Raw genomic sequence first — 23,799 nt, forward strand, 5'->3', positions numbered from 1 at the left:
ACTAATGATGAAAACGCTAAGCTTAGTACTTTTTATTTTTGTTACAAACATCGCTTTAGGGCAGGTAAAAGCCTATAAAGACATGGGCGATAAAGCCTATAAAAGTAAAGACTACTATACTGCAGCATATTACTATGATAAAGCCATGCAGGAGAAAAGCACATCATCTGCAGGTACTGCGGTACCTTACTTTTCGAGCAGGCTCACCAAGAAACAACAAGAACAGCAAATGGGGCAATTGAGCTACCGTTTGGCCGAATCGTACCGCTTATATCATAACTATGTACAGGCCGAAGGCTGGTATAAACAGGTGACCGAAAAGTACGAACAAACCTATCCGCTCGCACGATTTTGGTATGCCGTATGCCTGCGCTCAAACAACCATTATGATGAAGCGATTACCCAGTTACAGGCATTTATAAAAGCAAGCACCGCTAATACAGAATTCATCAAATTGGCAGAAAAAGAATTGCAGGATGCTATGTTTGCCAAACAACAATTGGCCCACCCCGAACTGATAAAAGTTGTTAAAATGGCCGGGCACTTAAATGCTGATGCAGGCGATTTTGGTATCAGTATAAACAACAACCAGTTTTACTTTACCTCATCGCGTACAACAACGGCAAGCAGCAAGCATATTAACCAGATATACGTACGTAATAAAGATAACTCGTCATACGTAACCAAGGTTGATTTTGAGTTGGGTTTAAAACCCGGTTTGCAGTACAGTACGCCTTCTTTAGATACAACCGGTAAGCTCATGTATTTAACCATTTGGCATGCCGATGGTAATAAACCAGCTATTGCGATATATTTAAGCAGGTATGCGAATAAAAAATGGAGTACACCACAAAAGCTGAATACCGAAGTAAACGCTGATGGCTATAACTCGATGCAGCCATTTGTAACGGGTGATGGTAAGCATTTATATTATGCATCCAATAAACCCGGTGGCCTTGGCGGAACTGATATTTGGATGAGCGACCTTGGGGCTGATGGGCAGGCCGTTAACGCGGTTAATCTGGGCAACAAAATAAATACCACTGAGGATGAGCAGGCTCCATTTTACAACCCCCGTGATCATAAACTGGTGTATAGTACCAAAGGACTAACAGGCATGGGTGGATTTGACTTGTTTGAAAGTTTTAATACCGGAACACAATGGGATACCCCAAGAAACCTGGGTTACCCTTTTAATTCTACAAAGGACGACTTGTACTATTACCCTGATGAAAAGGATGATAATGCCGTTTATTTAAGTTCGGACAGGGAATCGGAGTGTTGCCTTAACTTATTTAAGGTGTATTATTATGCGCCGCTGCTAACAGGTTTGGTTATTGATTGCGCAACAAATAAACCCCTGCGCGATGCCAAAGTAAGCCTTGTTGATTCGGTAACAAAGGTTACTATTGATTCGATGAGCACTACCCGTTCTGCGCAATACTCATTTAAGCTTTCGGTTAAACGATCATATATCCTTAAGCTGGAAAAACCAGGTTATTTCACAAAAAATATCCCTATTCCGGCTATTACGCTTGCAAAATCAGATACATTATACAATCCTACCGTATGCCAGCAAAGTTTCCAGTTGAATAAGGCTATCGTAATTAAGAATGTTTTTTATGATTTCAATAAAGCAACGCTAAGGCTCGAGTCGCAGATTGTTTTAAATGATTTGGTAGCAATTTTGAATGATAACCCTAAAATAAAGGTTGAACTTAGTTCGCATACGGATTCTTTTGGCACCGATGTTTATAATATGAACCTCTCGCAAGAGCGTGCACAGGCTTGTGTTGATTATATTATATCTAAGGGTATTAATGCCGATCGTATATTTGCCAAGGGTTACGGCAAAACAAGGCCTATTCAACCCAATACATTCCCCGATGGAAGAGACAACCCAGCCGGGCGCCAGCAAAACAGGCGTACCGAATTTAAGGTGTTAAGTACCTTATAAATTGGGTGTGTAACATACCTGCTACCTTCTGGCTGGTATACTATTTATTGCTTAATTATTGATTAAGTATTATTTCGTATTTCATTGTAAGATAATGTATTAATCTGACTTTCAATTAAATTAGTAATTATTATTTAACACGTGTTAATTTTTAATTAAGGCGAAAATTAATTGAGTTTTTTTATCAATAAAGCATAACCTAACGGCCTAAAATTCCGTAAAAAGGAGTATATCCCTATCATGTAAATCATTTTTTACATGATAGGGACACACTAAACGGCAATAGGCAGGCATGAAGAAACTTTACAAAGCTTTATTTACAGCTAAAACAATGCTTTTAGTAGCATTGTGGCTGTTTATAAGTGCTTTTGTATCTTCCTCGCATACAGGGATAAAACGTTACGCTTTTTTCTTCGATACTACCTTGTGTGGTAGCAGCGTAACCCTCAATGCCACAACCGGTTTAACAAATTATAAATGGAGCACAGGGGCTACCACGCAAAGTATTAACGTTACAGCCTCTGGTAACTATTGGTGGGAGACTATCGATTATACCAATAACAAGGTAGTGAACGGTACATTCACATCGGGTAATACCGGTTTTACCAGCAGTTACGTTGTGCCACCCGGCGCGCAGAATAATTCGTTGCTATACCCGGAAGGCACATACGCTATAACCAAAGACCCCAATAATGTACATAGTGGTTTTTCATCGTTCTATGATCATACCACCTCGAACAATAGCGGTAAAATGATGGTAATAAATGGGGCATCAGTAGCCAATGTTACCGTATGGAGCGAGAATATTACTGTTGCGCCAAATACTAACTATCTTTTTTCAGTTTGGTTCGCGTCGGCCCACCCGGCCAGCCCCGGCCAGCTAAATTTTTCTATTAATGGCTCGCCATTGGGTACTACTATTCAATTGAGTACAACAACCGGTGTATGGCAAAACTTTACCACCACCTGGAACTCCGGCAGCAGCACCACGGCAACCATCGGGTTAATTAACCAGAATACCGCCGCCAGCGGTAATGATTTTGCAATGGATGATGTGGTGTTCGCACCCATCTATCATCATGATATCGCGGTAACGCTTAATCCTAACCCGGTGCTAACAGTAACAGCGGCACCATCCTCGTGCGCGGTTTATAACCTTACCAATGCCATAAGCGGTTATGATGCTGCCACCTACACCTACGTATTTAAAGATGCATCCAACAACGTGGTTTCAACCACTAACGCGCAGGCTATAACAGTAAGCGGTACCTATACCGTAACTGCTCAAAATAAAGTTACAGGCTGTATATCGGCAGCTAAAAGCATAACAGTAACCATTAACCCCGTACCGTCAAAACCCAACGTAACATCGCCATAAAAAACAATATAAAAACGCACCTATAAAAAACAAAAACTACTATGAAAAACATCAACTCACTTCGCATTGTCTTCACTTTATTATTTGTCGCGATAACGCATTTTGTAATGGCCCAGGCCAGCGATCCCACGTCCGCACCGCCTCCAACAGGTACTGCCGATAAAATTATCTGTTCAAGCCAGGGCATTTCTATTGTTGGTCCGCAAAATGCAGGGGTTGATTATCCGGCCTACCAATGGTATAAACTGGATGCAGCCGGTGTGGCGCATTTAACCACAACAACCACACGCACCTACACCGAAACACCAAGTGGCGCAGGTTATTACAGCTACCAATTGGTTACAGTTAATGCTAATGGTTGTACATCGCCAATGTCTGATGTTTTTAAAATTTATGTATTGCCGCCTATAACTGCCACCATAACAACATCAGTAGCTAACAACACTATTTGTGCCAACAACCAAAGCTCAATTGTGCTTACAGCAACGCCATCAAACCCTGCAGCTTATACCTATACCTACCAATGGACAAAGAACGGTACAAATATTCCGGGTGCAACAAGCAATACATATACATTGTCTGAGGCAGCCAGCGGATCAGTTAATATGGGTGTTATTATAAGTTACACCTTAAACTCGGGATGCTCTGCAACAGCTACACAAAGCATTACGGTTGATCCTATCCCGGTTAAACCTACTATAGGGTCCAATTAATGCGTATGTAACCTGTAATAAACGTTTGCATGCGTTATTGGTATAAAATTATTTGTAACAGTGTACTGCTTTTGCTGGCAGCCACCCTCGCCTTTTCGCAGGCGGGCGGTGGCTCCGTGCAAAGCTTTGCTGTTGTATATACCATAACTGCAGGTAAAACCATTACCCTGAATGCCGGAAAAAATATTGCTCCTGCATATCAATGGTATAAAAACGGGGTAGCTATACCAGGCGCGGTTGGTAAAAATTATACCACGGGCCAGGCCGGTATTTATACTGTGATAGCCTACAATGCCGAAGGCTGTTCTTCAACCCTTTCAGACGGGGCATTGATCATTGTTACGCCGGTTGCGCCAAAGCCCGATACGGTAGTTGATCTGGGTGTAACCATACATTCATCAAACAAGCTGGCACGTTTGGGCGAAACATTTGAATATGGTATTACCATAAAAAACCATAGCGTATTAACCGGCCACCAGGTAGTGTTAAGGTACCCGCTTCCTTCAATATTAAGAGGGCTGCCACCCCTAAAACAAGTTACTATAGGCAATTATTCGTATGATCCGGTTAGCAATATTTTTACCTGGTATGTTCCGCAATTAGCCGGCGGGCAATCGGTAAGTATTAGTGCTTTGGTTAAGATATTAAAGGCAGGGGCAATTACCAGTACGGTACATGTAAGCGGTAAAGAGCGCGATCCGGTATTGGCCAACAATGATGATACCGATACGCAGCAAATATCAGGCTTAATGGTACCCAATGTGTTTACGCCTAACGGCGATGGGGTAAATGATACTTTCATCATCCCCGGCCTTAACCAGTATACCGAAAACGAACTGGTTATTATTAACCGCTGGGGCAACCACGTGTACGAAAAGAAGAACTATAATAACGAGTGGACAGGGGAAGGATTATTAGATGGTACCTATTACTATGTTTTAACTGCCAAAAACCCATCCGGAGATACCGAAACTTATAAAGGGTATGTTACCCTGTTACGCAAACGCATGTAAACCATTAAGAACGATGAAGAGGATATTAGCATTTGGGGTTCTGTTTTTTTTGCTGCAAAGCGCCAAAGCACAGCAGGATGCACAGTTTAGTCAGTACGTTTTTAACGGGATATACTTGAACCCTGCCTACGCGGGTTACAAGCAAGATTTGCAATTACACAGCTTTTGCCGTTCGCAATGGACAGGCCTGACAGGCGCGCCACTAACTTATGCAGGTGCTGCCGATGTTGCCGTACTTGATGGCGCGGTAGGCTTGGGCCTGATGGTTAACCATGATCAGCTTGGGGCGCAAAGCTATACATCAGGTTATGCCAATGCATCCTACCGCATCCAGTTTGGCAGGGGCGATGATAAGTCATGGCTTTCATTTGGTTTAGGTTTTGGGATGTTGCAAACCGGCCTTGATGGTACAAAGCTAAATGCAACACAAAGTGGTGATATGAATATTCCCACTACTTTTCAAAGTACATCATTACCTGATGCCCGGATAGGGGTATTATATACTACCGATAATTTTTTTGCGGGGTTTTCAGTAGATAACCTTTTGGCACAGTACATGCACCCGCCGGCAACGTCAGAAAGTTTGATGCTTGTGGTGCCAAAGCCGCATAAATACCTTACTGTAGGCGCGTTATTCAGCCTGAATGATGATACAAAAATTAAGCCTTCTATTATGATAAAAGAAGCACAAGGTGCACCTACAAGTATTGATGTAAACACTTTTGTTTTGATGAGCGAAAAGTTTTGGATAGGTGGCACTTTCCGTACCGGGTTGGATGCTTTTAAAAATAACCTGCAATCGGGCCTGCGTTCATCAAGCGCTTTGGTAGGTATGGTTGAGTTTTATCTTGGTCCTGATTTTAGGATAGGCTATGCTTACGATTACTCATTAAATAAATTAGGCTCATACGGCTATGGCTCGCACGAGATATCGTTAGATATCGTATTCAAATCAAGCAAGCGCGATTACTATATCTCGCGCCATTGTTATTTTTAAATAATTATAAAGTTTCGCGGGTGGTGCCGCATTCCAGCATTTGCTTACCGTAGTAAGGGTTACGTATGGCCGCGGTTTCGCTTATCCACATCTGTTTTTTCATGGGGCAATATTGCTCGTAAACCGTGAGGGTATTAAGCTTCAATTTTTTTAATACCGCGAACATGTTTTTTGACAGGGTACCAAAATGCTCACGCTGATGGGCTACAACAGTAGTTTCGCTGATATGCCTGGTATCGAATTTTAATTTATCTGCAAAAGCAGCCCATTGCACTTTTTGTTCAGGTTTTAACCTTTGCTCAGGGTTAGCAGATAATTCTTTAAGCAAAAGCTTTGCCCTTAGTTGCGCCTGGCCGCCATCACTTTCAACCAGCGCGTTTTTTACACCGATGTAAGCATTGGTTATTTTATCGATAGCGTTACTTGCAGGTAATACCGGCTGGGCCTGAGTATATGCACTACCAAATATTAATATCAAGGCAACAAAACTTATTTTGAGTGATCGCATTGACAAATATAGCTCAATTTACCTTAAACTGAAACACGCCTGAATCAGAAGTGTTGCCCGATATGTCCTTTGTAACTATCTTCCAATAATAGGTTGCACCTGGTGTTACTGTTACATTATTCAAAACCATAGCCGTAACATTTGCCTGTAGTAACGGTGGTGTAGTGGCCGTTCCGAAATAAACATCGTAACCTGCAATGTCATTGTCTGCATCGCTGCCAAGCCAACTGATATTGACCGTGCCAGCTGCGGTCGTTATGTTTGATCCGAATACAGGTGAAACCCCATCAGCCGGAAATGGCGGATGCGAGATGATTGCCGGCCCGGAGTTATAGAATTTCCATACATCGCTTACTTTGGTAACGCCCGTATCGTTCGACTTTGAAGTAACATACCATGAATAAGGTGTATTACGAAGTAGGGTAACAGCAATTTGGTTGACGTTGATGGTCTGGGTAATTACCGAGTTGGTCAGCAAATTCTTTATCGTTATTTCGTATGAGTCGGTGTTTTCTGCCGCCACCCATGTAAAAGTAATTGAGCTTTGTGTAGCGGTCAAAACGGTACCGGTAGTGCAAGCCGAATTTTGGGCAGGGAAACTCAGCCCCGCTTTACCCGGATCGGGGGCTATGGTGTTTTTTTTGTCGCAACTTGTTATTACGAATAATAAAAGCAGAAATGAAAGTGATCTTATAATATGCTTGTTCATTTTATCTTTTTATTATTTTGAATACTGAGTCTGTGCTATCGGTCGATAATTTTAAAACGTAAAGGCCGGCCTTTAAACCCGAAAGGTTAAGCGGTATCGAACCAACAACATTATTATACTTTGTAGTAAATGCTACTTTGCCATCTGTACTGTAAATATTCACCGCGGCTGTTTTAACTATGCTATTGCCTAAACTCAAATTCAATATATTATCGAACGGATTAGGGTAAATCAAAGCTTCATCGGACACTGTGATATTTTTTTCGATGACGCCCTGGCAAGCCTTGTCGGTGGATACCAAAATGGTATTCAATCCTTTGGAGAGTGATAATGTTACCTGGCTGTTTGTTGTAGTGGTTACTGTTCCGTTAAGACTGATATTATAGCTTGAGCCACCGCCCATGCTGATCACCACCTGGTTACCTGCCTTTATATTTGCCACGTACACTGAAAGGTCTTTAGGTTCGCTAACTACAGCCGTGAAACACTGCTGGTAGGTAGGTTGTCCCGCTACGGTAATACAAATGTTGTAACTCCCGGCAGGTAAACCTGATACTCTCAATGAGTCGGTAAAAGGTAATGCTACACTTGTACCGTTCAATGTTGCGGTGGCAGTATAGCTTAAGCGTTGCGTTGCCAAAATAGTTATGGTACCATTGTTCGATCCTTTGCAGGTTGCGCTGGTATTGGTTATTCTAAAATTGTTGACGGGTAATCCAAACACCGAAGTAACTACTATAGGCAATGATACCTGGTTGGTCGTATTTGCCAATATACTTACTTTATAGGATCCACTTTGTGTTGCTGTATATGTTGAATTTGTTGCACCGATGATATTGGCGCCATCTTTTATCCATTGATAACTATAACCTGTACCTGGAGTAGCCGATAAAACCACATTACCGCCGGTAATAAAAGTAGTTGGACCACCTGCAGATATAACAGGTACCGGCACATATACAAAACCGACAGAGCTGCCCAAACCATTTGCATTGGATACAGCTATATTCCCTGTATTGCCCGCACCCACTACAGCTGTGATATTTGTTGCTGAATTTACCGTAAACGATGCCGCCGGAGTACCTCCGAAAGTTACCCCGGTTGCGCCGGTAAAGTTAGTGCCGGTTATGGTGACCAATGTTCCGGCGATAGCCGTAGCCGGAGAAAAGGACGTGACCACCGGCGTAGGCAGATACACAAAGCCTGGTGAACTTACTGTACCGCCATTGGTAGTAACTGTTAAATTTCCGCTTGCCCCTGCGCCAACAACTGCGGTCATTGTGGTAAATGATGTTACTAAAAATGAGGAGGCAGGCACGCCGCCAAAGCTTACTGCCGAAGTACCGCTTATATAATTACCTGTAATAGTGACGGTGGTGCCTGTACTTGCAGAGGTAGGGGTAAATGATGTGATGATGGGAGCAGGTACAAAAACAAAACCACCAATAGTACCTGTACCACCTGGTGTTGTTACCGAAATATTGCCGCTTGCCCCGCCCGGCCCTACTACTGCCGAAATAGCTGTTGAAGAAATAATACTGAACGATACAGCGGGCACTCCGCCAAAACTTACCGCTGTTGCTCCTGTAAAACCCGTTCCAATAAGGGTTTCTGTTGTACCGGCAGGAACAGTATTGGCACTAAAAGATGAAATAGTTGGAGCGGGTATAAAAGTGAAACCTGCCAGTGTGCCGGTACCGTTTGGTGTAGTAACGGTTATACTACCTGATACTGCACTACCAACAGTAGCTGTAATACTTGTTGCCGAATTAACAGTAAATGATGTTGCGTTTGTCCCACCAAATTTTACTGCGGTTACGCCCGTAAAATTAGTACCTGTTATAGTAACCGTTGTGCCAATTATTCCGGTTGTTGGTGTAAATGCCGTTATTGTTGGCCCGGGTAGGAAAGTAAAGCCAGCAAGACTTGCAGTGCCGCCTGTTGTGGTAACAACTACATTCCCGTTTGTAGCAGAGGTGCTTACCACAGCTGTTATACTTGTTGATGATACAACAGAGTATGAAGTTGCAGCAACCCCACCAATGCTTACCGCTGTTACACCAGTAAAATTAGTGCCTGTAATTGTAACCGTTGAAGCGCCTCCTGCTGCGGTTGGAGTGAAAGATGTTATAGTGGGTGCAGGTAAAAAAACAAATCCGGCCAGGTTCGCCGTACCCCCCGGTGTGGTAACCGACACGTTGCCGCTTGTGCCGGTCGCGACAACTGCCGTAATGCTTGTAGCCGAAACTATATTAAACGATGTAGCATTAGTGCCGCCAAATTTAACTGATGATGCATTAGTAAAGTTAGTGCCGGTTATAGTAACTATAGCTCCTGAAATGCTTGACAAAGGTGTAAAGCTACTAATGGTAGGCTGCGGAATATAAGTAAACCCGGCTAATATCCCTGTACCGACCGAATTTGTGACCGATACACTACCTGAGGCACCTGCTGCTACTACAGCGGTAATGGTTGTAGGTGATACAACGGTGAATGAGGTAGCTGCTGTTCCACCAAACTTTACCGCCGTTGTGCCTGTAAAATCGGTTCCGGTTATTGTAATTGTTGTACCGGTTGCGGCAGTGGCAGGGGTAAATGCAGTAATAGCCGGAGGGGCTGAAATAGCGTATGAATACCAGGATTCGTAGCCGTTGAGTTGATCATTAACCCCCGTTGAACTTGTATTAAGTGCTGTTACCGCAATAGAGTCGGTTAAAGAAGCACCAGAAATAGTGTATGATGTATCGGTTGCAGCTATAGTTGCCGAATTAGCATATGTGAAATTGTTTACATAGCCCCAGTATACTTTATAGTTTTTAAGATTAGTCTCTTTGTTTTTATTCCAGGTAACCAAAACCTGGCCGTTGCGCGATGCTTTAACAACATTGACAGGACTTGAGATGGTTGTATTACTTATAAATCCGGTTGCAACAGGCGTATAGGTAACGGTACCATAATGCAGATCATCGTTACTGTCGAAGATCATATCATCGATGGTTTTACCAGCCTTTAGCTGGAAGTAATTATTTGTGATGGAAAAGTTCTTGACACTGTAATTTAATATATTATAGCTGGCTGTATTGATGAAATTATTGTTTTTAATAGCCGCTATACTATTGAAATTATATACATAAACACCATCATTCAGGTTTTTGAACGTGTTATTGCTTATGTTAACTGTAGCGCTACTGCTATTTATCAATATTGCACCAACAGGGCTCAAGGTATAGTTTATGACCTCAGAATTTGTCATATTACAATTACCCGCTATGATCACATAGTTTGATGCCGAGAAATATAACCTGTTTGAAATGGGTTTGGTAATAATGAACTTTGAATTAACTATATTGTAAGTGAAACTTATGGTATTTATGATGGTATTTAAAAATACAGAATTTGTAATTGATACGGGATTACTCTGCTCGCCTGCGTTAGTGATATTCGAATCTTCGACCTGGCAATTATTAAAGCTGAAATTAGCACCACAGCAGTTTACAGTAAAAGTGATATTCCTTAGATAACAATTGTTGAATCCGATCCCCAAATTATAAGAATCGGATGTTATTTTTGAATTAAAAATTCTTGTATTACTGATGTTTATTCTTTCCGAAAGAGGATAGTAGCCAATTACCGTTGCTGATATCATTAATGAACTATCAATATTTAAGCTATTAGCTGCCTGGTACCCTTTAGTTATTGTCCAACCATTGCTTAAATTAGAGCGGGATATTTTAAGTGTACCCGAATTTTTGGGCGAGGTTTGTGCAAACTCGCTTTCATCGCCGACCTGAATATTGCTTGCGCTTACATTTTGATTGTGAAAACTCACAAACCTAAAGCTTGAAGCGCTTAAATTACTCTTTTGAAATTGTACAAAATAGGCTCCCGGATAAACTAATGTAGACCCCAAATAAACACCGGACCCACTACTAAAAACTATGCTGTCTGTAGCCGACCCATTACAGATCATCGCACCGTTCAATAAGATTTGGTAGTTTGTGTTACGCTGAACAGTTACACCAGGTTCGATGGTGAGTGTGTAAGCGGCGGGCACACCTACGTTACCGGTAAGAATATACGGACTGCCTGCCTTGGTCCAAATAGTATTTGATGTGATATTGCCGCTCACATTGGTTTGAGCCATAGTAACCGAACTCGTTATCAAAATAATGAAAAATAAAATAAAGTGTAAAGCTTTCTTCATTTATAATGTTTAAACATCAGGGTTAATAACCTTATGTGATTTATATATCTCGTAAAAGTAAAAATATTATTTATAATTAAACGGGTAGCTTTTTAACATAATAAATATTTAACATCAATGATACGTTAAAGCAACACAGAAACTTATTTAAATGTAGCCATATTCATAATAATTTTGCCTATCTTAAAGCGGAAAAATAACGTTAAACAATGTCCGCTGCCGAAACCTTAAAACGTACACTTAAACCTATACATTTATGGGCCATTGCCGTAGGCTTGGTAATATCCGGCGAGTACTTTGGCTGGAATTTAGGCTGGGGCGTATCGGGTACCATTGGCCTGCTTATCGCAACCATTATCGTTACGGTAATGTACATCGCTTTCATTTTTAGCTATACCGAACTCACTACATCTATACCACATGCGGGCGGCGCGTTTGCGTATGCTTACTGTGCTATGGGGCCCTTTGGCGGGTTAATTGCCGGGTACGCCACCCTTATTGATTTTTTGCTGGCTACCCCGGCCATCGCTTTTGCGCTGGGGAGTTACCTGCACTTTTTGTACCCGGCTGTTCCGGTGCTTGAATCGGCTGTGGGCTTTAACATCGTATTTATTATTATCAATATATTAGGGGTTAAAGAGTCGGCAGCGTTTTCTGTTTTTATTACCGTTTTGGCTGTTGCCGAATTATTGGTTTTCTCGGGCATCATAGCTCCGCACTTTAAATTGGCTAACTACATTGCCGACCCGATGCCTTTTGGCTGGGCCGGTATATTTGCCGGGCTGCCTTTTGCCGTGTGGCTGTATTTGGGTATCGAGGGTGTGGCACAAGTAGCCGAAGAGGTAAAAGATCCTTCAAAAAATATCCCGAAAGGTTATATATCCGCCATCGTAACCTTAACCTTGCTGGCTTTGGGTGTGATGATATTAACCGGCGGCATAACAAATTGGCATACACTAAGCACCACCACCAGTCCGCTGCCCGACGCCATCGCCATTGTTTTGGGTAAAGGCAGCAGCTTTACCAAAGCCTTTGTAAGCATTGGTTTATTTGGTTTGGTAGCATCATTCCATGGTATGGTACTGGCATCATCAAGGCAGGTGTTTGCTATGGCCAGGAGCGGTTATTTACCGCGCGGGCTATCAGGTATTAACCGCAAATTTAAAACGCCGCATTGGGCTTTAATTGCAGGCGGCCTGGTTACATTTATTACTTTGTATATCGCAAATAAGTTTGCTGATAAGCCCGATACCGTGATCAACCCGGTCATTGTATTATCTGCCCTGGGCGCCATTGTAATGTACCTGATGAGTATGGCCAGCGTGTTCGTTCTTCGCCGTAAGGAGCCTGATCTGAAACGGCCCTTTACTTCGCCATTTTACCCCATTTTTCCGGCAGTGGCATTAGTTCTTTCAGCCGTATGTTTGGTGGCTATCGTCTATTATAACATAACGGTAAGCTATATCTTTTTCGGCGGCCTTGCCGCTGCCCTTATTTTGCTGGTGCTGACAGGTAAGCACAAAATGAAGATAACCGATGATGTTTTGTTGGAGCAGGCAGCCGTAATGATAGAATAACATGGCATACCAGCATACCATCCGCAATAAGGTTTACAGCTTCCGCGATTTGAAAGACGTGATGGCCAAAGCTACACCTTTTCGTACAGGTGATGCCCTTGCCGGGATATGCGCCGATAGCTACGAAGAGCGTGTTGCCGCCCAAATGACGTTGGCAGATATACCCCTCAAAAACTTTTTGAATGAAGCTTTAGTGCCTTATGAGGACGATGAAGTTACGCGACTAATAATTGACAGCCATGATGCCGCAGCCTTTGAACCTATTAGCCATTTAACCATAGGCGAGCTACGCGATTGGCTGCTAAGTGATGAAGCCGATGGCAAAATATTAGAAGGATTGAAATGGGCCATCACGCCCGAAATGACGGCCGCCGTATCCAAACTGATGCGTAACCAGGACCTGATTGCCGTAGCCAAAAAGTGTGCAGTAATTACCCGGTTTAGAAATACGATAGGCTTGCGTGGACACTTCTCTACCCGCCTGCAGCCCAATCACCCCACCGACGACCCCAAAGGGATAGCCGCCAGTATGATAGATGGTTTACTATATGGCAGCGGCGATGCGGTTATAGGCATAAACCCGGCAACAGATAGCCCCGCCGCCGTAACTAACCTGCTCAACCTGATAGATACTTTAAGGTTGCAGTTTGACATCCCAACTCAATCCTGTGTGCTGAGCCATGTTACTACCACGATAGGTTTAATTAACAGCGGCGCACCTGTTGATCTGTGTTTTCAGTCCATCGCGGGAACGCAAAAAAGTAACGCGAGTTTTGGTATTGATTTGAAAATACTGGACGAGGCTTATGATGCCACACTATCTCTAAACCGTGGGACCGTTGGCAACAATGTAATGTATTTTGAAACGGGGCAGGGTAGTGCGCTATCGGCAAATGCGCACCATGGCATCGACCAGCAAACCTGCGAGGCAAGGGCTTACGCTGTGGCGCGAAAATATAACCCGCTGCTGGTAAACACCGTGGTAGGATTTATTGGCCCGGAGTATTTGTACGATGGCAAGCAAATTATCCGTGCGGCGTTGGAAGACCATTTTTGTGGTAAGCTTTTGGGCCTGCCCATGGGTGTTGATGTATGTTATACCAACCACGCCGAGGCGGATTCGGACGATATGGACAACCTGCTCACCCTGCTTGGCGTTGCGGGCTGCAATTTTGTGATGGGCATACCCGGATCTGATGATATTATGCTGAGTTATCAGTCAACCTCGTTTCATGATGCTTTGTACTTGCGCAAGGTGCTGGGCCTGCGCCCTGCCCCGGAGTTTGCAGCCTGGTTATTGAAACAGGGTATTACTGATGTGCAAGGCAAACTGGCGCATACGCAAAATATGAGTAAACTGATTGAACACTTGTTTTGATTTCGGATTTGATTTAGTAAAATGGAATGTGTGTGAGGCTCCCCCTCTTGAGAGGGGCAAGGGGTGTGTTATTCGCTAACACAACCCTGCGGTGACACAAACCCAACGCGCCCCCTCTCAAGAGGGGATTTAAAAACAAAATGAAAGACCTATCCAAAAAAATAACCGACCCCTGGGAGTCGCTTAAGGAATTTACAGCAGCGCGCATTGCCATGGGCAGGGTGGGTAGCAGTATACCGCTCAAGCAATCGCTGGAGTTTAAGCTGGCGCATGCACATGCCCGCGATGCGGTGTATTCTGTTTTGGATGTAGATGGGTTATTGGAAAGTATAAAAACATTTGGTTTGCCTAGGTTAAAACTCCACAGCCAGGCCGAAAATAGGCATCAATACCTGCAACGGCCCGACTATGGCCGCCTTTTGGATGATGCTTCGGTACTGCTCATTAACGAAAGCGCCTACCCCTGCGATATCTGCATTATTATTGCAGACGGCCTTTCGGCAACAGCGATAAATGAGAACGCGATACCCTTGCTGGATGCTTTGCTCCCTTTGCTCAGATACAAACTGTCGCCTATCTGCCTTGCCGAACAGGCGCGTGTTGGTCTGAGCGATCATATAGCTCATGGCCTGCAAGCCCAGCTTTGTATTATGTTGATAGGAGAGCGGCCAGGCTTAAGCTCGGCAGATAGTATTGGTGCTTATCTTACTTATAACCCGCAACCCGGACTTACCGACGAGATGCGTAACTGTGTATCCAATATCCGCCCCGAGGGTTTGCCTTTTGACCAGGCGGCCCAAAAGATATTCTATTTGGTACAGGAGGCTTTCAGGTTGCAGTTATCCGGCGTTAATTTGAAAGATAACTCGGGCTTGCTTGATGGCTGAAAACAGGGGGTAAATGTGGGTATTGTATAACCAGTCATGCCGGATTTATTTCGGCACCCCACTTGCTAAGTCATAAACTATTCGTCACTCGCACACCCTTCTGATGGGGTGCTGAAACAAGTTCAGCATGACCCGCTGACAAGTGGCAGGGGGTAAAAGTGGGTATTTTAAAAAGTTTTTTAGCTTCTTTATAACAACCTTACATTCATGGAGATATAACGATTTTGAACGTTATGTGTCGATTTTACTTTGATATATGGCAGATAGATGCCCATCATTTTATCCTCCATAAAAAAATATTTTCATTCAAAATTTTGAAATATCAGATCTAATTTTTACAATTGTACTGTACTATTTAAGTAGTACAGTAAAACAGATTGAATTATGATCATATTTGATAATTTAACCTTTGGCTACAAAAAGGCCGAGCCGGTACTGCAGGATCTGAACCTTGAACTTAAGCAAGGCCATATTTATGGTTTACTGGGGCAAAACGGCGCAGGAAAAAGCAGTTTGCTGTATAATATTTGCGGTTTGCTTTTTGCCAATAAGGGCCAATGCCATGTGCTGGGCCAGGTCCCTTCCAAACGCAACGTTTCGTTTTTACAACAGGTGTTTTTATTACCCGAAGAGTTTTACATACCACGTGTAAACCTTGCCGGTTACTTAAATACCTATGCTCCCTTTTACCCGGCTTTTGATAGGGATATGTTTTACCGTTTTGCAAAAGAGTTTGAAATACCCGATACCGGTAACCTGCAAAGCCTTAGCCATGGCGAGCAAAAGAAGGTGATGATCAGCTTCGCGCTGGCTACCAATGCTAAGGTATTGCTCATGGATGAGCCAACAAACGGATTGGATATCCCATCAAAAAAACAGTTCCGTAAAATTATAGCCGGTTGTATCCGGCCCGATCAAACCATGATCATCAGTACCCACCAGGTGCGCGACCTGGATAGCCTGATAGACCACGTACTTATCCTGAAGGATAAGAACATCATTGTGCACGAGCCCGTTGACCGCATTACCGAAAAACTGGTATTTAAACAAGCCATGACTTTGAATGAAGCCGGCGAAGTAATATACAGCGAAGGCGGCTTAAAAGGCTATGCTGTAGTGGCGCTAAACAAAAAAGAAGAGCCATCGCGCCTGGATATGGAAATGTTTTTTAATGCCGTGCTCAGCAACAAACAACAAATTGTTCAATTATTTAATAACTAAGATATGTCGATCAATAGAATTTGGTACCTGTTTAAAATGCAATGGGTAGAAAACCGTAAGCTTTATGTGTTGGGCTTATTAGCCATGATGGGTATTGAAGGGTTGTTTTATTTTACCTCCAGCAGCAGCCCCAATAACCAGGAGATGTTTTTTACTATCGGGCTGCTGTTATCATCATCAATTTTTACATCAACCATTTTGAGTCGGTTTACCGATAAGCGTACCGCCCTGAGCGCGTTAATGCTCCCCGCATCGGCTTTTGAGAAAATACTTGTGGCCATTATTTACAGCCTGGTTATTTTCCCGGTGGTATATACGCTGTTAACTTACCCGGTAATGTTTGCGGCTTATTATTATCATACCGAAATAAAAGGCGATCTGGCGCCACTATGGAACCTGTCACCCTCCGAAGGTAAAATACTAATCGTGCTGATGTTGTATTTTATGCTGCAGGCCTTTGTAATGTTTTGCTCAACCTTATTCAGGCGTTTAGCCTTTGTTAAAACAGCGGTATTGGTATGCGCTGTTTTGTTTGGAACCGTTGCATTGAACGACAAGCTGCAAGAGCAGCTCTATAAAAACCATCTTCAGCCCAATGTGCTCCCCAAAGGATTTATACCCAACCCACCCGATTATGCTACCCAAACCAATACTAAAACTATATATCCGCCCAAAGGCAGTACTCAGCAACCTGTAACAATTACCTCGGCTCCAAAAAAGGTTCTGTTGCCCCCCAATAATTTTAATGTTACAGGCAGCGGCATTTTTATGCCGGTACAGTTTTATGCCCGCAACACCGAGCACATAAATAATCCACTCGTGTGGCAGGCTGTGTTGCCCGCATGGCAGCAGTTTATATTCGCGTTGTTGTTTTTTATGATGGTACCGTTCTTTTGGCTGCTTACCTGGGTTAAGCTTAGAGAAAAAACACTGATATAGTATGGAGTTTAACAATACGCAAGCCATATACCTGCAGATAGCAGATTATGTGTGCGATAAGATACAGCTTAAAGAATGGAAAGAGGATGAAAAGATACCCTCAGTGCGTGAGCTTGCAGTAATGCTGGAAGTAAACCCCAACACTGTGATGCGCACATTTGAGTACCTGCAGCAGCAGGAAATTGTTTATACCAAACGAGGCATGGGTTTGTATGTAGCTAAGGATTCGGCTAAAAAGATAAAGGCATCGCGCAAGCAACAGTTTTTAACAGAAGAGCTTCCGCTGCTGTTCCGCAAGATGAACATGCTGGATATTGCCCCCGATGAGCTACAGGCCCGCTTTGATGAGTTTAAAAAGAATATGGACAACCATTAAGATATTATTGAGTATGAAAACAAGTACAAAATTATTGATCGTGTTTTTTATTGCGATACCAACAACACTTTTTGCCTATAACTGGCTTATGAAAGAGCAGTATTTAGCAGGTAATTTAATACCCCAGGCACAGCGCCCGGCAGATGAATATGCGAACGCTGAAGCGTATGTTACCCTGCCATTGCCGCAATGCAAATACGTAGTGGTTAGCGGGCAGATTACATCAGGCGATTTTGAGCATGGCGATTACCGTTCCGTGTATTCGCAGGAACGCGATATTGATATTCGTGGAGACCATGCCGGAAAACAGTTGGCCAAGGTTAATAAATATTACGAAAGCCTTTTTAAAACCAGTGTAGTTAAAGATACCTTATATATTTCCTTCTTCAGAAAAAAGCATGTAGAGAACATTAGTGGTACCGGTAACAACGGCTTACTTTGTTTATACTTAAATAAAGATGTTGAATATATCAGGACCGAATTTGCACAGTACCATACCGATGGGTCGTTCAATTTAAAACAAATGAATATTGTTGCTTTAGACGGAACCTCAATGAGCATAAACCATTTGCAAACAGAACAATTAAACCTGATTGCCAAAGGCGAGGCACAGGTTATGGTAAAATACGCCAAAAATATAGCACAATTATCATACTCACTATTGGATAGCCCGACAGTTAAATTTAATCATTGCCAGGTAGCCGCATATAAGCCTTTACGTATAGATAGTGGCGCCCACATGGATATTACCCTTAAAGGGAATAGTATACAACAATACTTAGCCACAAAACATTAATTGTAAATGAGTTACTAAAATATATGCGCTCCGGCGCATATATTTGTAACATACCCCCATTTTATTATTGATGAAAAAGCTATACCTGTTTTTTGCCTTGCTGATGTTTGTGGAATATACAGCCACAGCACAAATTACTACCCCCGAAAAATATTATAAGCGTGGCGTTGTGGTATGTGCGAAACCCGAGGCTGCAAAGGCAGGGGTAGCTATATTGAAAAAAGGAGGCAACGCTGTTGATGCTGCGGTTGCAGTACAGTTTGCATTAGCGGTAGTTTACCCCGTTGCCGGGAATATTGGCGGCGGCGGATTTATGGTTTACCGCAGCGGGAAGGGTAAAACAGCCACGCTTGATTTTCGCGAGAAAGCACCTGAACTGGCTACGCGTGATATGTACCTGGATAGTAGCGGCAATGCCATTACCAAAATGAGTTTGTTTGGCCAAAAAGCTGCCGGTGTGCCGGGAAGTGTTGCCGGTATGGTGCAGGCACATGGCCGCTATGGCAAATTAAGCTGGCGCAAGCTACTCCAACCTGCAATTGACCTTGCAGAAAAAGGCTACCCGCTTACCGCGAGGCAGGCTGCAGATTTTAACCGTAACAAAACAACATTCGTTCAATATAACCCTTTAGGTACCGCTTTGGTAAAAGATGCGGATTGGAAAGAGGGTGACATATTTACTCAACCTGAACTGGCGCGTACTTTAAGACTCATCCGCGATCATGGACGTGCCGGTTTTTACAGTGGCGCTGTTGCGGATAGCCTGGTAAAAGAAATGAACCGCGGGAAGGGTATCATCACAAAAAAAGACTTGCAAAATTACCGGGCAGTTTGGCGCAGGCCCGTTACAGGTAAATACAAAGGTTACGGCATTATTACCATGCCGCCTCCATCAAGCGGGGGTATTGGTTTGGTGCAATTGCTGCACTCGGTAGCGCCTTATCCTTTGACGCGCTGGGGCGTTAATGCAGATTCTACCGTACAGGTAATGGTAGAAGCCGAGCGCCGCGTATATGCCGACAGGGCCACCCACCTGGGCGATCCCGATTTTTATAAAGTGCCTCAAAAAACATTGTTAAGCACAGCTTATCAAAACAAACGCATGAGCACCTTTACATGGGATAAGGCAACACCCAGCAGCGAGGTTGCAGCAGGCGCTATCCCAAAAAAGGAACATGAAGAAACCACCCATTTTTCTATAGTTGATAAGGATGGTAACGCGGTATCGATCACCACAACGCTCAACAACAGTTATGGCTCGTTTGTATTTGTAAAGGGCGCGGGCTTTTTACTGAATGATGAGATGGATGATTTTTCGGTTAAGCCGGGAACACCCAATATGTATGGCCTGATAGGTGGCGAAGCCAACGCTATTAAACCAAATAAGCGGATGCTGAGTTCGATGACGCCTGCCATTATCACTAAAAAGGGAAAACTGTTTATGGTGGTAGGTACGCCGGGGGGATCTACCATTATTACCTCGGTTTTCCAAGCCATATTGAATGTGGTAGCGTTTAATAAACCGATACAAGAGGCCGTTGCCACACCTCGTTTTCACAGCCAATGGCTACCCGACCAGGTAGAGGTAGAAAAGGGTGTATTAACAGAACAGGCCCTGCAAAAACTAAGTGCCAAAGGATACAAAATAACACCGCGCGGTTCTATTGGCCGTGTGGATGCCATTGTGAAAACAAAAAAAGGTTACCAGGGCGGCGCCGACCCGCGTGGCGAGGATGCGAGTATTGGTTATTAGGGTTAAATTCACATTTACAGTGTGTTACATCTGTAGTATTTTTCTTTTTTTAGGAAAATATTTACTTTTGCTGCGCAATCTCCATGATCAATATATACAACAAAAAGTTAGAGAATCCCGATTTTTACCGCCAGTTTCGTTGCGGCGATAGTTTAATGGCTTTGTATAATTGCCCGCTAAAATCAAAATACCAGGATGCATGGAGCCAGCATAATTACATTGTATATGTAATGGAGGGCCGCAAAATGTGGCACACGGCGCATGGCAGTTATGAGCTAAACGAAGGCAGCTGTGTATTTGTACGTAAGGGTGCCTGCATTATGGAGCAGTTTTTTGATGCTACCTTTTGCCTGGTGATGTTTTTTGTTCCGGATGATTTTATTTGCGATGTGTTGAAGAGCAAAGAATCACCCATTTACAAGCCGGGCAAAAAGTACGAACCTGTGATTGAGTTGGAAAGCGATGCTGCTGTGCATGCTTTTTACCAGTCGATGATGCCCATGTTCAGTAACGGGCAGGAGCCTGACCGCTCACTTATCGAATTAAAATTCAAAGAGCTGATATTGATCATTGCAGGCAACTCAGGCAATGCCGAAATGCTCTCTTATTTTTGCTCATTAATGAATGAGCCGCAGGCCGTATCATTACAGCGCGTAATGGATAGCAACTATAGTTTCAATTTAAAACTCGAAGAATTTGCACAATTGAGCAACCGTAGCCTATCAGCCTTTAAGCGCGATTTTCAAAAACAATTTTATACCACACCCGGCAAGTGGCTGCTCGAAAAAAGACTCTCTCATGCTAAAAACCTGTTGATCAATACTGATAAAACAGTAAGCGAGGTAGCTTTTGAGAGCGGTTTTGAAAACCCGTCGCATTTTGGCCGCGCGTTCCGCCAGCGTTTCGGTACCACACCGGCCTCTATAAAACAGCCTGTATTGGCCTGAACTTTTTAGTCGATTTTCTGGACTTTTTAGCATACCCCGGTTTTTAGCGCGGCTGTAATTTTGCGCCTGTTAATTTTTAAATATCTAAATCGAATTATTATGAGCACAAAAGCAGTGCAAGGAAAATTGTGGAGTGTAGCACCGCAAAATTGGTCGGCTTATTTTGAGCCTTCGTTTTTACCCATGTACAGGGAGGCCTTAAAACAATTAAACATAAAAGATAATACTACCTTACTGGATGCAGGTTGCGGATCGGGTTTATTTAGCAGTATTGCCATAAAAGCCGGTGCGCAGGTAAGCGGTATTGATGCGGCTCCCGGTTTATTACAGGTAGCACGATTGCGCAACCCACGGAATAATTTTATGGAAGCAGACCTGGAAACAATGCCATTTACTGTTGATAGGTTTGATGTAGTAGCGGGTTTTAACTCGTTTCAATACGCCGGAAATTTTGAAAACGCATTAGCTGAAGCAAAGCGTGTGTTAAAACCTGGCGGTAAGCTGGTAATAGGTATCTGGGATAAACCGGAAATGAGTGATGCTACCAACATACTAAAAGCCATAGGCTATTTATTACCGCCACCACCTGCAGGTACGCCTGGTCCGTTTGCCTTATCTGAAGATGGCCGGATTGAGGGCATTTGCAATAAAATTGGTTTAAAAGTGGTACATACGGCTAAAGTACCATGCCCGGCATTGTTCAGGAGCTTAGGTGAAGGTGTTAACTGTTTTATGAGCACCGGACCTGCCGCGGCAGCCATGAACCACAACGACAGGCAAGTTGTTGAAGATACCGTGGCTAAAGCCTTTGCGCCTTATCATATTGCCGATAACATGCACTATCTGCATAATCAGTTTTTATTATTTATTGCAGAAAAGTAAGGTAAATGCCATCAAAGCACCACCGGCAAGGTTTCAGGCATATCACTGATCGGGTATGTGGGGATGATACCGAACCGGCTGGTGTTAGATGTATGGCTGCAATTTCCCACCTGGGAAATTTTTACAGTAAAATGTTCTTATCAAAATCAATTAGTAACACTTTTGCGCCACCATGGAACAGAAACACCCGGGTATGGCTACGGCCATCGCATTTGCGTTAATTCCCTTATCAGGTTTTGCTACCGATATCTATTTGCCCTCGCTGCCCGCAATGGCCGGCGACCTGCATGTGAGCGGTGTAAGCATACAACTAACCCTCAGTTTATTTTTGATCAGTTATGGCGTATCGCAGCTTTTTTTGGGCAGCTTTTTAGATAGCTATGGCCGCTATAAAGCTGGTTTAGCAGCGCTGTTAATTTTTGTAGTAGCCAGCTTAGTTATCGCGACAAGCACCAACCTGTACCTGATTTGCGGTATGCGTGTGGTGCATGGCTTTGCCGTAGGGCTTATTATGGTTGGTAAGCGCGCTTATTTTGTTGATGTATTCACGGGAGAAAAGCTGAAACATTACCTCAGCATGCTCTCTATCATCTGGTCGGCAGGGCCAATAGTAGCGCCGTTTTTTGGCGGGTACCTGCAAAAGGCTTTTGGCTGGCAATCTAATTTCTATTTCCTTGCGGGCCTGGCATTTATTATCCTGGTGCTCGAGTACATGTATGGCGGCGAAACATTGCCTGTGCGCACGCCATTTAAATTAAAAAGAGTAGTTCTTTTGTATAAAAAAATGCTAACTACGGCATCATTTACCTTAGGTATTGTTATGCTGGGTACTGCCTATGGTATGGTAATGATCTATAACATGACTGGCCCTTTCATTATCCAGCATCATTTAAATCTTTCGCCGGTAGTTACCGGCTACAGTTCGCTATTCCTTGGTTTTGCCTGGATGACAGGTGGCTTTATCGGTAAAGCCACCATTAAGCACTCGTTTTATAAACGTTTATTGGTTAACCTGTTTATACAATTCGTATTTATAGCTGTTATGCTGGTAAGCCTGCAATTTGTATCCAATATTTATTCGCTGCTGTTCTTCGCGTTTATTATTCATGTATCGGCTGGGTTTACATTCAATAATTACTTCGCTTTTTGCCTGGGCAAATTCCCTAAAAATGCCGGAATAGCGGGCGGCCTTACCGGCGGGCTTAATTATGTTATCATATCTTTTTTAAGCTATGGTGTGGTCAATCTTTTTCCCGCCAGGGATGAGCGTAACTTAAGCTACAGCTACCTGCTGCTTATTCTCATATCAGCCGTGGTGATGTTCGCTGTATCGCGGTTTAAGGATAAAGAAGAAGTTTTAAGTCCAAACTAAAAATACCATTGTAAAGTACAAGGAGCGGCAAAGCTCCTTTTTTTGTGCCCTTTTGTTGCTAAAATTTTGAAATATGAAAAGTACTTTCTATACTTGTACTGTACTACTTTAATAGTACAGTAAGTTTAATGGATATTGTATAAATATCCGGAACTGCCATTTATAAACTGACCGCTTTGCGAAAAATATTTT

The 23,799-nt window shown here is 43.2% G+C and carries 19 protein-coding genes; 16 read left to right on the forward strand and 3 right to left on the reverse strand.

Annotated elements, in window-relative coordinates; translation table 11 throughout:
- Positions 1-4: 4 nt before the first annotated feature.
- The 5 genes from KXQ82_RS18385 to KXQ82_RS18405 all read left to right on the forward strand — a co-directional run bounded on the left by KXQ82_RS18385 (position 5) and on the right by KXQ82_RS18405 (position 6,058).
- Positions 5-1,957 carry an OmpA family protein gene (locus tag KXQ82_RS18385; RefSeq protein ID WP_219490018.1) on the forward strand — a complete coding sequence of 651 codons (1,953 nt, stop codon included), beginning with the start codon at positions 5-7 and terminating at the stop codon, positions 1,955-1,957.
- A 292-nt stretch (positions 1,958-2,249) separates the two neighbouring features.
- The gene (locus KXQ82_RS18390) at positions 2,250-3,335 is read left to right on the forward strand and encodes a carbohydrate-binding protein (RefSeq protein WP_219490019.1); all 1,086 of its coding nucleotides are present in this window, start codon (positions 2,250-2,252) and stop codon (positions 3,333-3,335) included.
- A gap of 41 nt (positions 3,336-3,376) precedes the next feature.
- Positions 3,377-4,048, forward strand: a complete 672-nt coding sequence (locus KXQ82_RS18395) for a hypothetical protein (RefSeq protein WP_219490020.1) — start codon at positions 3,377-3,379, stop codon at positions 4,046-4,048.
- A gap of 29 nt (positions 4,049-4,077) precedes the next feature.
- Positions 4,078-5,061 carry a T9SS type B sorting domain-containing protein gene (locus KXQ82_RS18400; RefSeq protein WP_219490022.1) on the forward strand — a complete coding sequence of 328 codons (984 nt, stop codon included), beginning with the start codon at positions 4,078-4,080 and terminating at the stop codon, positions 5,059-5,061.
- Positions 5,062-5,074: 13 nt separating this feature from the next.
- Positions 5,075-6,058: a PorP/SprF family type IX secretion system membrane protein gene (locus KXQ82_RS18405; protein ID WP_219490024.1), complete on the forward strand. Its 984-nt coding sequence runs from the start codon at positions 5,075-5,077 to the stop codon at positions 6,056-6,058.
- A gap of 4 nt (positions 6,059-6,062) precedes the next feature.
- On the opposite strand, the gene KXQ82_RS18410 is transcribed toward KXQ82_RS18405, so the two are convergent.
- Genes KXQ82_RS18410 through KXQ82_RS18420 form a run of 3 tightly spaced genes read right to left on the reverse strand, consistent with a single transcriptional unit; the run spans position 6,063 to position 11,479 of the window.
- A complete protein-coding gene (locus KXQ82_RS18410; protein WP_219490026.1) occupies positions 6,063-6,566 on the reverse strand; it encodes a DUF3347 domain-containing protein in 504 nt (167 codons plus the stop codon).
- A 13-nt stretch (positions 6,567-6,579) separates the two neighbouring features.
- Positions 6,580-7,275: a hypothetical protein gene (locus KXQ82_RS18415; protein WP_219490027.1), complete on the reverse strand. Its 696-nt coding sequence runs from the start codon at positions 7,273-7,275 to the stop codon at positions 6,580-6,582.
- Between the two features lies 1 nt (position 7,276).
- Positions 7,277-11,479, reverse strand: coding sequence for a beta strand repeat-containing protein (locus tag KXQ82_RS18420; protein ID WP_219490028.1), 4,203 nt, complete (start codon positions 11,477-11,479; stop codon positions 7,277-7,279).
- Positions 11,480-11,688: 209 nt separating this feature from the next.
- Between KXQ82_RS18420 and eat the strand changes: the two genes are divergently transcribed.
- From eat to KXQ82_RS18475, 11 genes are all read left to right on the forward strand, one after another.
- Positions 11,689-13,056: an ethanolamine permease gene (eat, locus tag KXQ82_RS18425; RefSeq protein ID WP_219490029.1), complete on the forward strand. Its 1,368-nt coding sequence runs from the start codon at positions 11,689-11,691 to the stop codon at positions 13,054-13,056.
- A gap of 1 nt (position 13,057) precedes the next feature.
- Complete coding sequence (locus tag KXQ82_RS18430) at positions 13,058-14,434, forward strand: ethanolamine ammonia-lyase subunit EutB (RefSeq protein ID WP_219490030.1); 1,377 nt, start codon at positions 13,058-13,060, stop codon at positions 14,432-14,434.
- 140 nt (positions 14,435-14,574) lie between these two features.
- Positions 14,575-15,321: an ethanolamine ammonia-lyase subunit EutC gene (eutC, locus tag KXQ82_RS18435; protein WP_219490031.1), complete on the forward strand. Its 747-nt coding sequence runs from the start codon at positions 14,575-14,577 to the stop codon at positions 15,319-15,321.
- 384 nt (positions 15,322-15,705) lie between these two features.
- Positions 15,706-16,542 (forward strand): ABC transporter ATP-binding protein, encoded by an 837-nt coding sequence (locus tag KXQ82_RS18440; protein WP_219490032.1) that lies wholly within the window; start codon positions 15,706-15,708, stop codon positions 16,540-16,542.
- Positions 16,543-16,545: 3 nt separating this feature from the next.
- Positions 16,546-17,481: a hypothetical protein gene (locus KXQ82_RS18445; protein ID WP_219490033.1), complete on the forward strand. Its 936-nt coding sequence runs from the start codon at positions 16,546-16,548 to the stop codon at positions 17,479-17,481.
- A gap of 1 nt (position 17,482) precedes the next feature.
- Positions 17,483-17,857, forward strand: coding sequence for a GntR family transcriptional regulator (locus KXQ82_RS18450; protein ID WP_219490035.1), 375 nt, complete (start codon positions 17,483-17,485; stop codon positions 17,855-17,857).
- A 13-nt stretch (positions 17,858-17,870) separates the two neighbouring features.
- Positions 17,871-18,653, forward strand: a complete 783-nt coding sequence (locus KXQ82_RS18455; protein ID WP_219490037.1) for a hypothetical protein — start codon at positions 17,871-17,873, stop codon at positions 18,651-18,653.
- A 70-nt stretch (positions 18,654-18,723) separates the two neighbouring features.
- Entirely contained in the window at positions 18,724-20,406 is a 1,683-nt protein-coding gene (gene ggt, locus KXQ82_RS18460; RefSeq protein ID WP_219490038.1) for a gamma-glutamyltransferase, read from the forward strand.
- A gap of 83 nt (positions 20,407-20,489) precedes the next feature.
- Positions 20,490-21,353 (forward strand): helix-turn-helix domain-containing protein, encoded by an 864-nt coding sequence (locus KXQ82_RS18465; RefSeq protein WP_219490039.1) that lies wholly within the window; start codon positions 20,490-20,492, stop codon positions 21,351-21,353.
- Positions 21,354-21,452: 99 nt separating this feature from the next.
- On the forward strand, positions 21,453-22,235 hold the full coding sequence (locus tag KXQ82_RS18470) for a class I SAM-dependent methyltransferase (protein WP_219490040.1): 783 nt from the start codon (positions 21,453-21,455) through the stop codon (positions 22,233-22,235).
- A 172-nt stretch (positions 22,236-22,407) separates the two neighbouring features.
- A complete protein-coding gene (locus tag KXQ82_RS18475; protein WP_219490041.1) occupies positions 22,408-23,607 on the forward strand; it encodes an MFS transporter in 1,200 nt (399 codons plus the stop codon).
- Positions 23,608-23,799: the final 192 nt, after the last annotated feature.

Source organism: Mucilaginibacter rivuli (assembly GCF_019391655.1).
Classification (GTDB): Bacteria; Bacteroidota; Bacteroidia; order Sphingobacteriales; family Sphingobacteriaceae; genus Mucilaginibacter; species Mucilaginibacter rivuli.

Coding starts and splice junctions, on each gene's coding strand:
- KXQ82_RS18410 (WP_219490026.1), bottom strand. CDS start 6,566: ATGCGATCACTCAAAATAAGTTTTGTTGCCTTGATATTAATATTTGGT.
- KXQ82_RS18475 (WP_219490041.1), top strand. CDS start 22,408: ATGGAACAGAAACACCCGGGTATGGCTACGGCCATCGCATTTGCGTTA.
- KXQ82_RS18440 (WP_219490032.1), top strand. CDS start 15,706: ATGATCATATTTGATAATTTAACCTTTGGCTACAAAAAGGCCGAGCCG.
- KXQ82_RS18405 (WP_219490024.1), top strand. CDS start 5,075: ATGAAGAGGATATTAGCATTTGGGGTTCTGTTTTTTTTGCTGCAAAGC.
- KXQ82_RS18455 (WP_219490037.1), top strand. CDS start 17,871: ATGAAAACAAGTACAAAATTATTGATCGTGTTTTTTATTGCGATACCA.
- KXQ82_RS18415 (WP_219490027.1), bottom strand. CDS start 7,275: ATGAACAAGCATATTATAAGATCACTTTCATTTCTGCTTTTATTATTC.
- KXQ82_RS18420 (WP_219490028.1), bottom strand. CDS start 11,479: ATGAAGAAAGCTTTACACTTTATTTTATTTTTCATTATTTTGATAACG.
- KXQ82_RS18430 (WP_219490030.1), top strand. CDS start 13,058: ATGGCATACCAGCATACCATCCGCAATAAGGTTTACAGCTTCCGCGAT.
- KXQ82_RS18445 (WP_219490033.1), top strand. CDS start 16,546: ATGTCGATCAATAGAATTTGGTACCTGTTTAAAATGCAATGGGTAGAA.
- eat (WP_219490029.1), top strand. CDS start 11,689: ATGTCCGCTGCCGAAACCTTAAAACGTACACTTAAACCTATACATTTA.
- KXQ82_RS18450 (WP_219490035.1), top strand. CDS start 17,483: ATGGAGTTTAACAATACGCAAGCCATATACCTGCAGATAGCAGATTAT.
- KXQ82_RS18395 (WP_219490020.1), top strand. CDS start 3,377: ATGAAAAACATCAACTCACTTCGCATTGTCTTCACTTTATTATTTGTC.
- ggt (WP_219490038.1), top strand. CDS start 18,724: ATGAAAAAGCTATACCTGTTTTTTGCCTTGCTGATGTTTGTGGAATAT.
- KXQ82_RS18385 (WP_219490018.1), top strand. CDS start 5: ATGATGAAAACGCTAAGCTTAGTACTTTTTATTTTTGTTACAAACATC.
- KXQ82_RS18400 (WP_219490022.1), top strand. CDS start 4,078: ATGCGTTATTGGTATAAAATTATTTGTAACAGTGTACTGCTTTTGCTG.
- KXQ82_RS18470 (WP_219490040.1), top strand. CDS start 21,453: ATGAGCACAAAAGCAGTGCAAGGAAAATTGTGGAGTGTAGCACCGCAA.
- KXQ82_RS18390 (WP_219490019.1), top strand. CDS start 2,250: ATGAAGAAACTTTACAAAGCTTTATTTACAGCTAAAACAATGCTTTTA.
- eutC (WP_219490031.1), top strand. CDS start 14,575: ATGAAAGACCTATCCAAAAAAATAACCGACCCCTGGGAGTCGCTTAAG.
- KXQ82_RS18465 (WP_219490039.1), top strand. CDS start 20,490: ATGATCAATATATACAACAAAAAGTTAGAGAATCCCGATTTTTACCGC.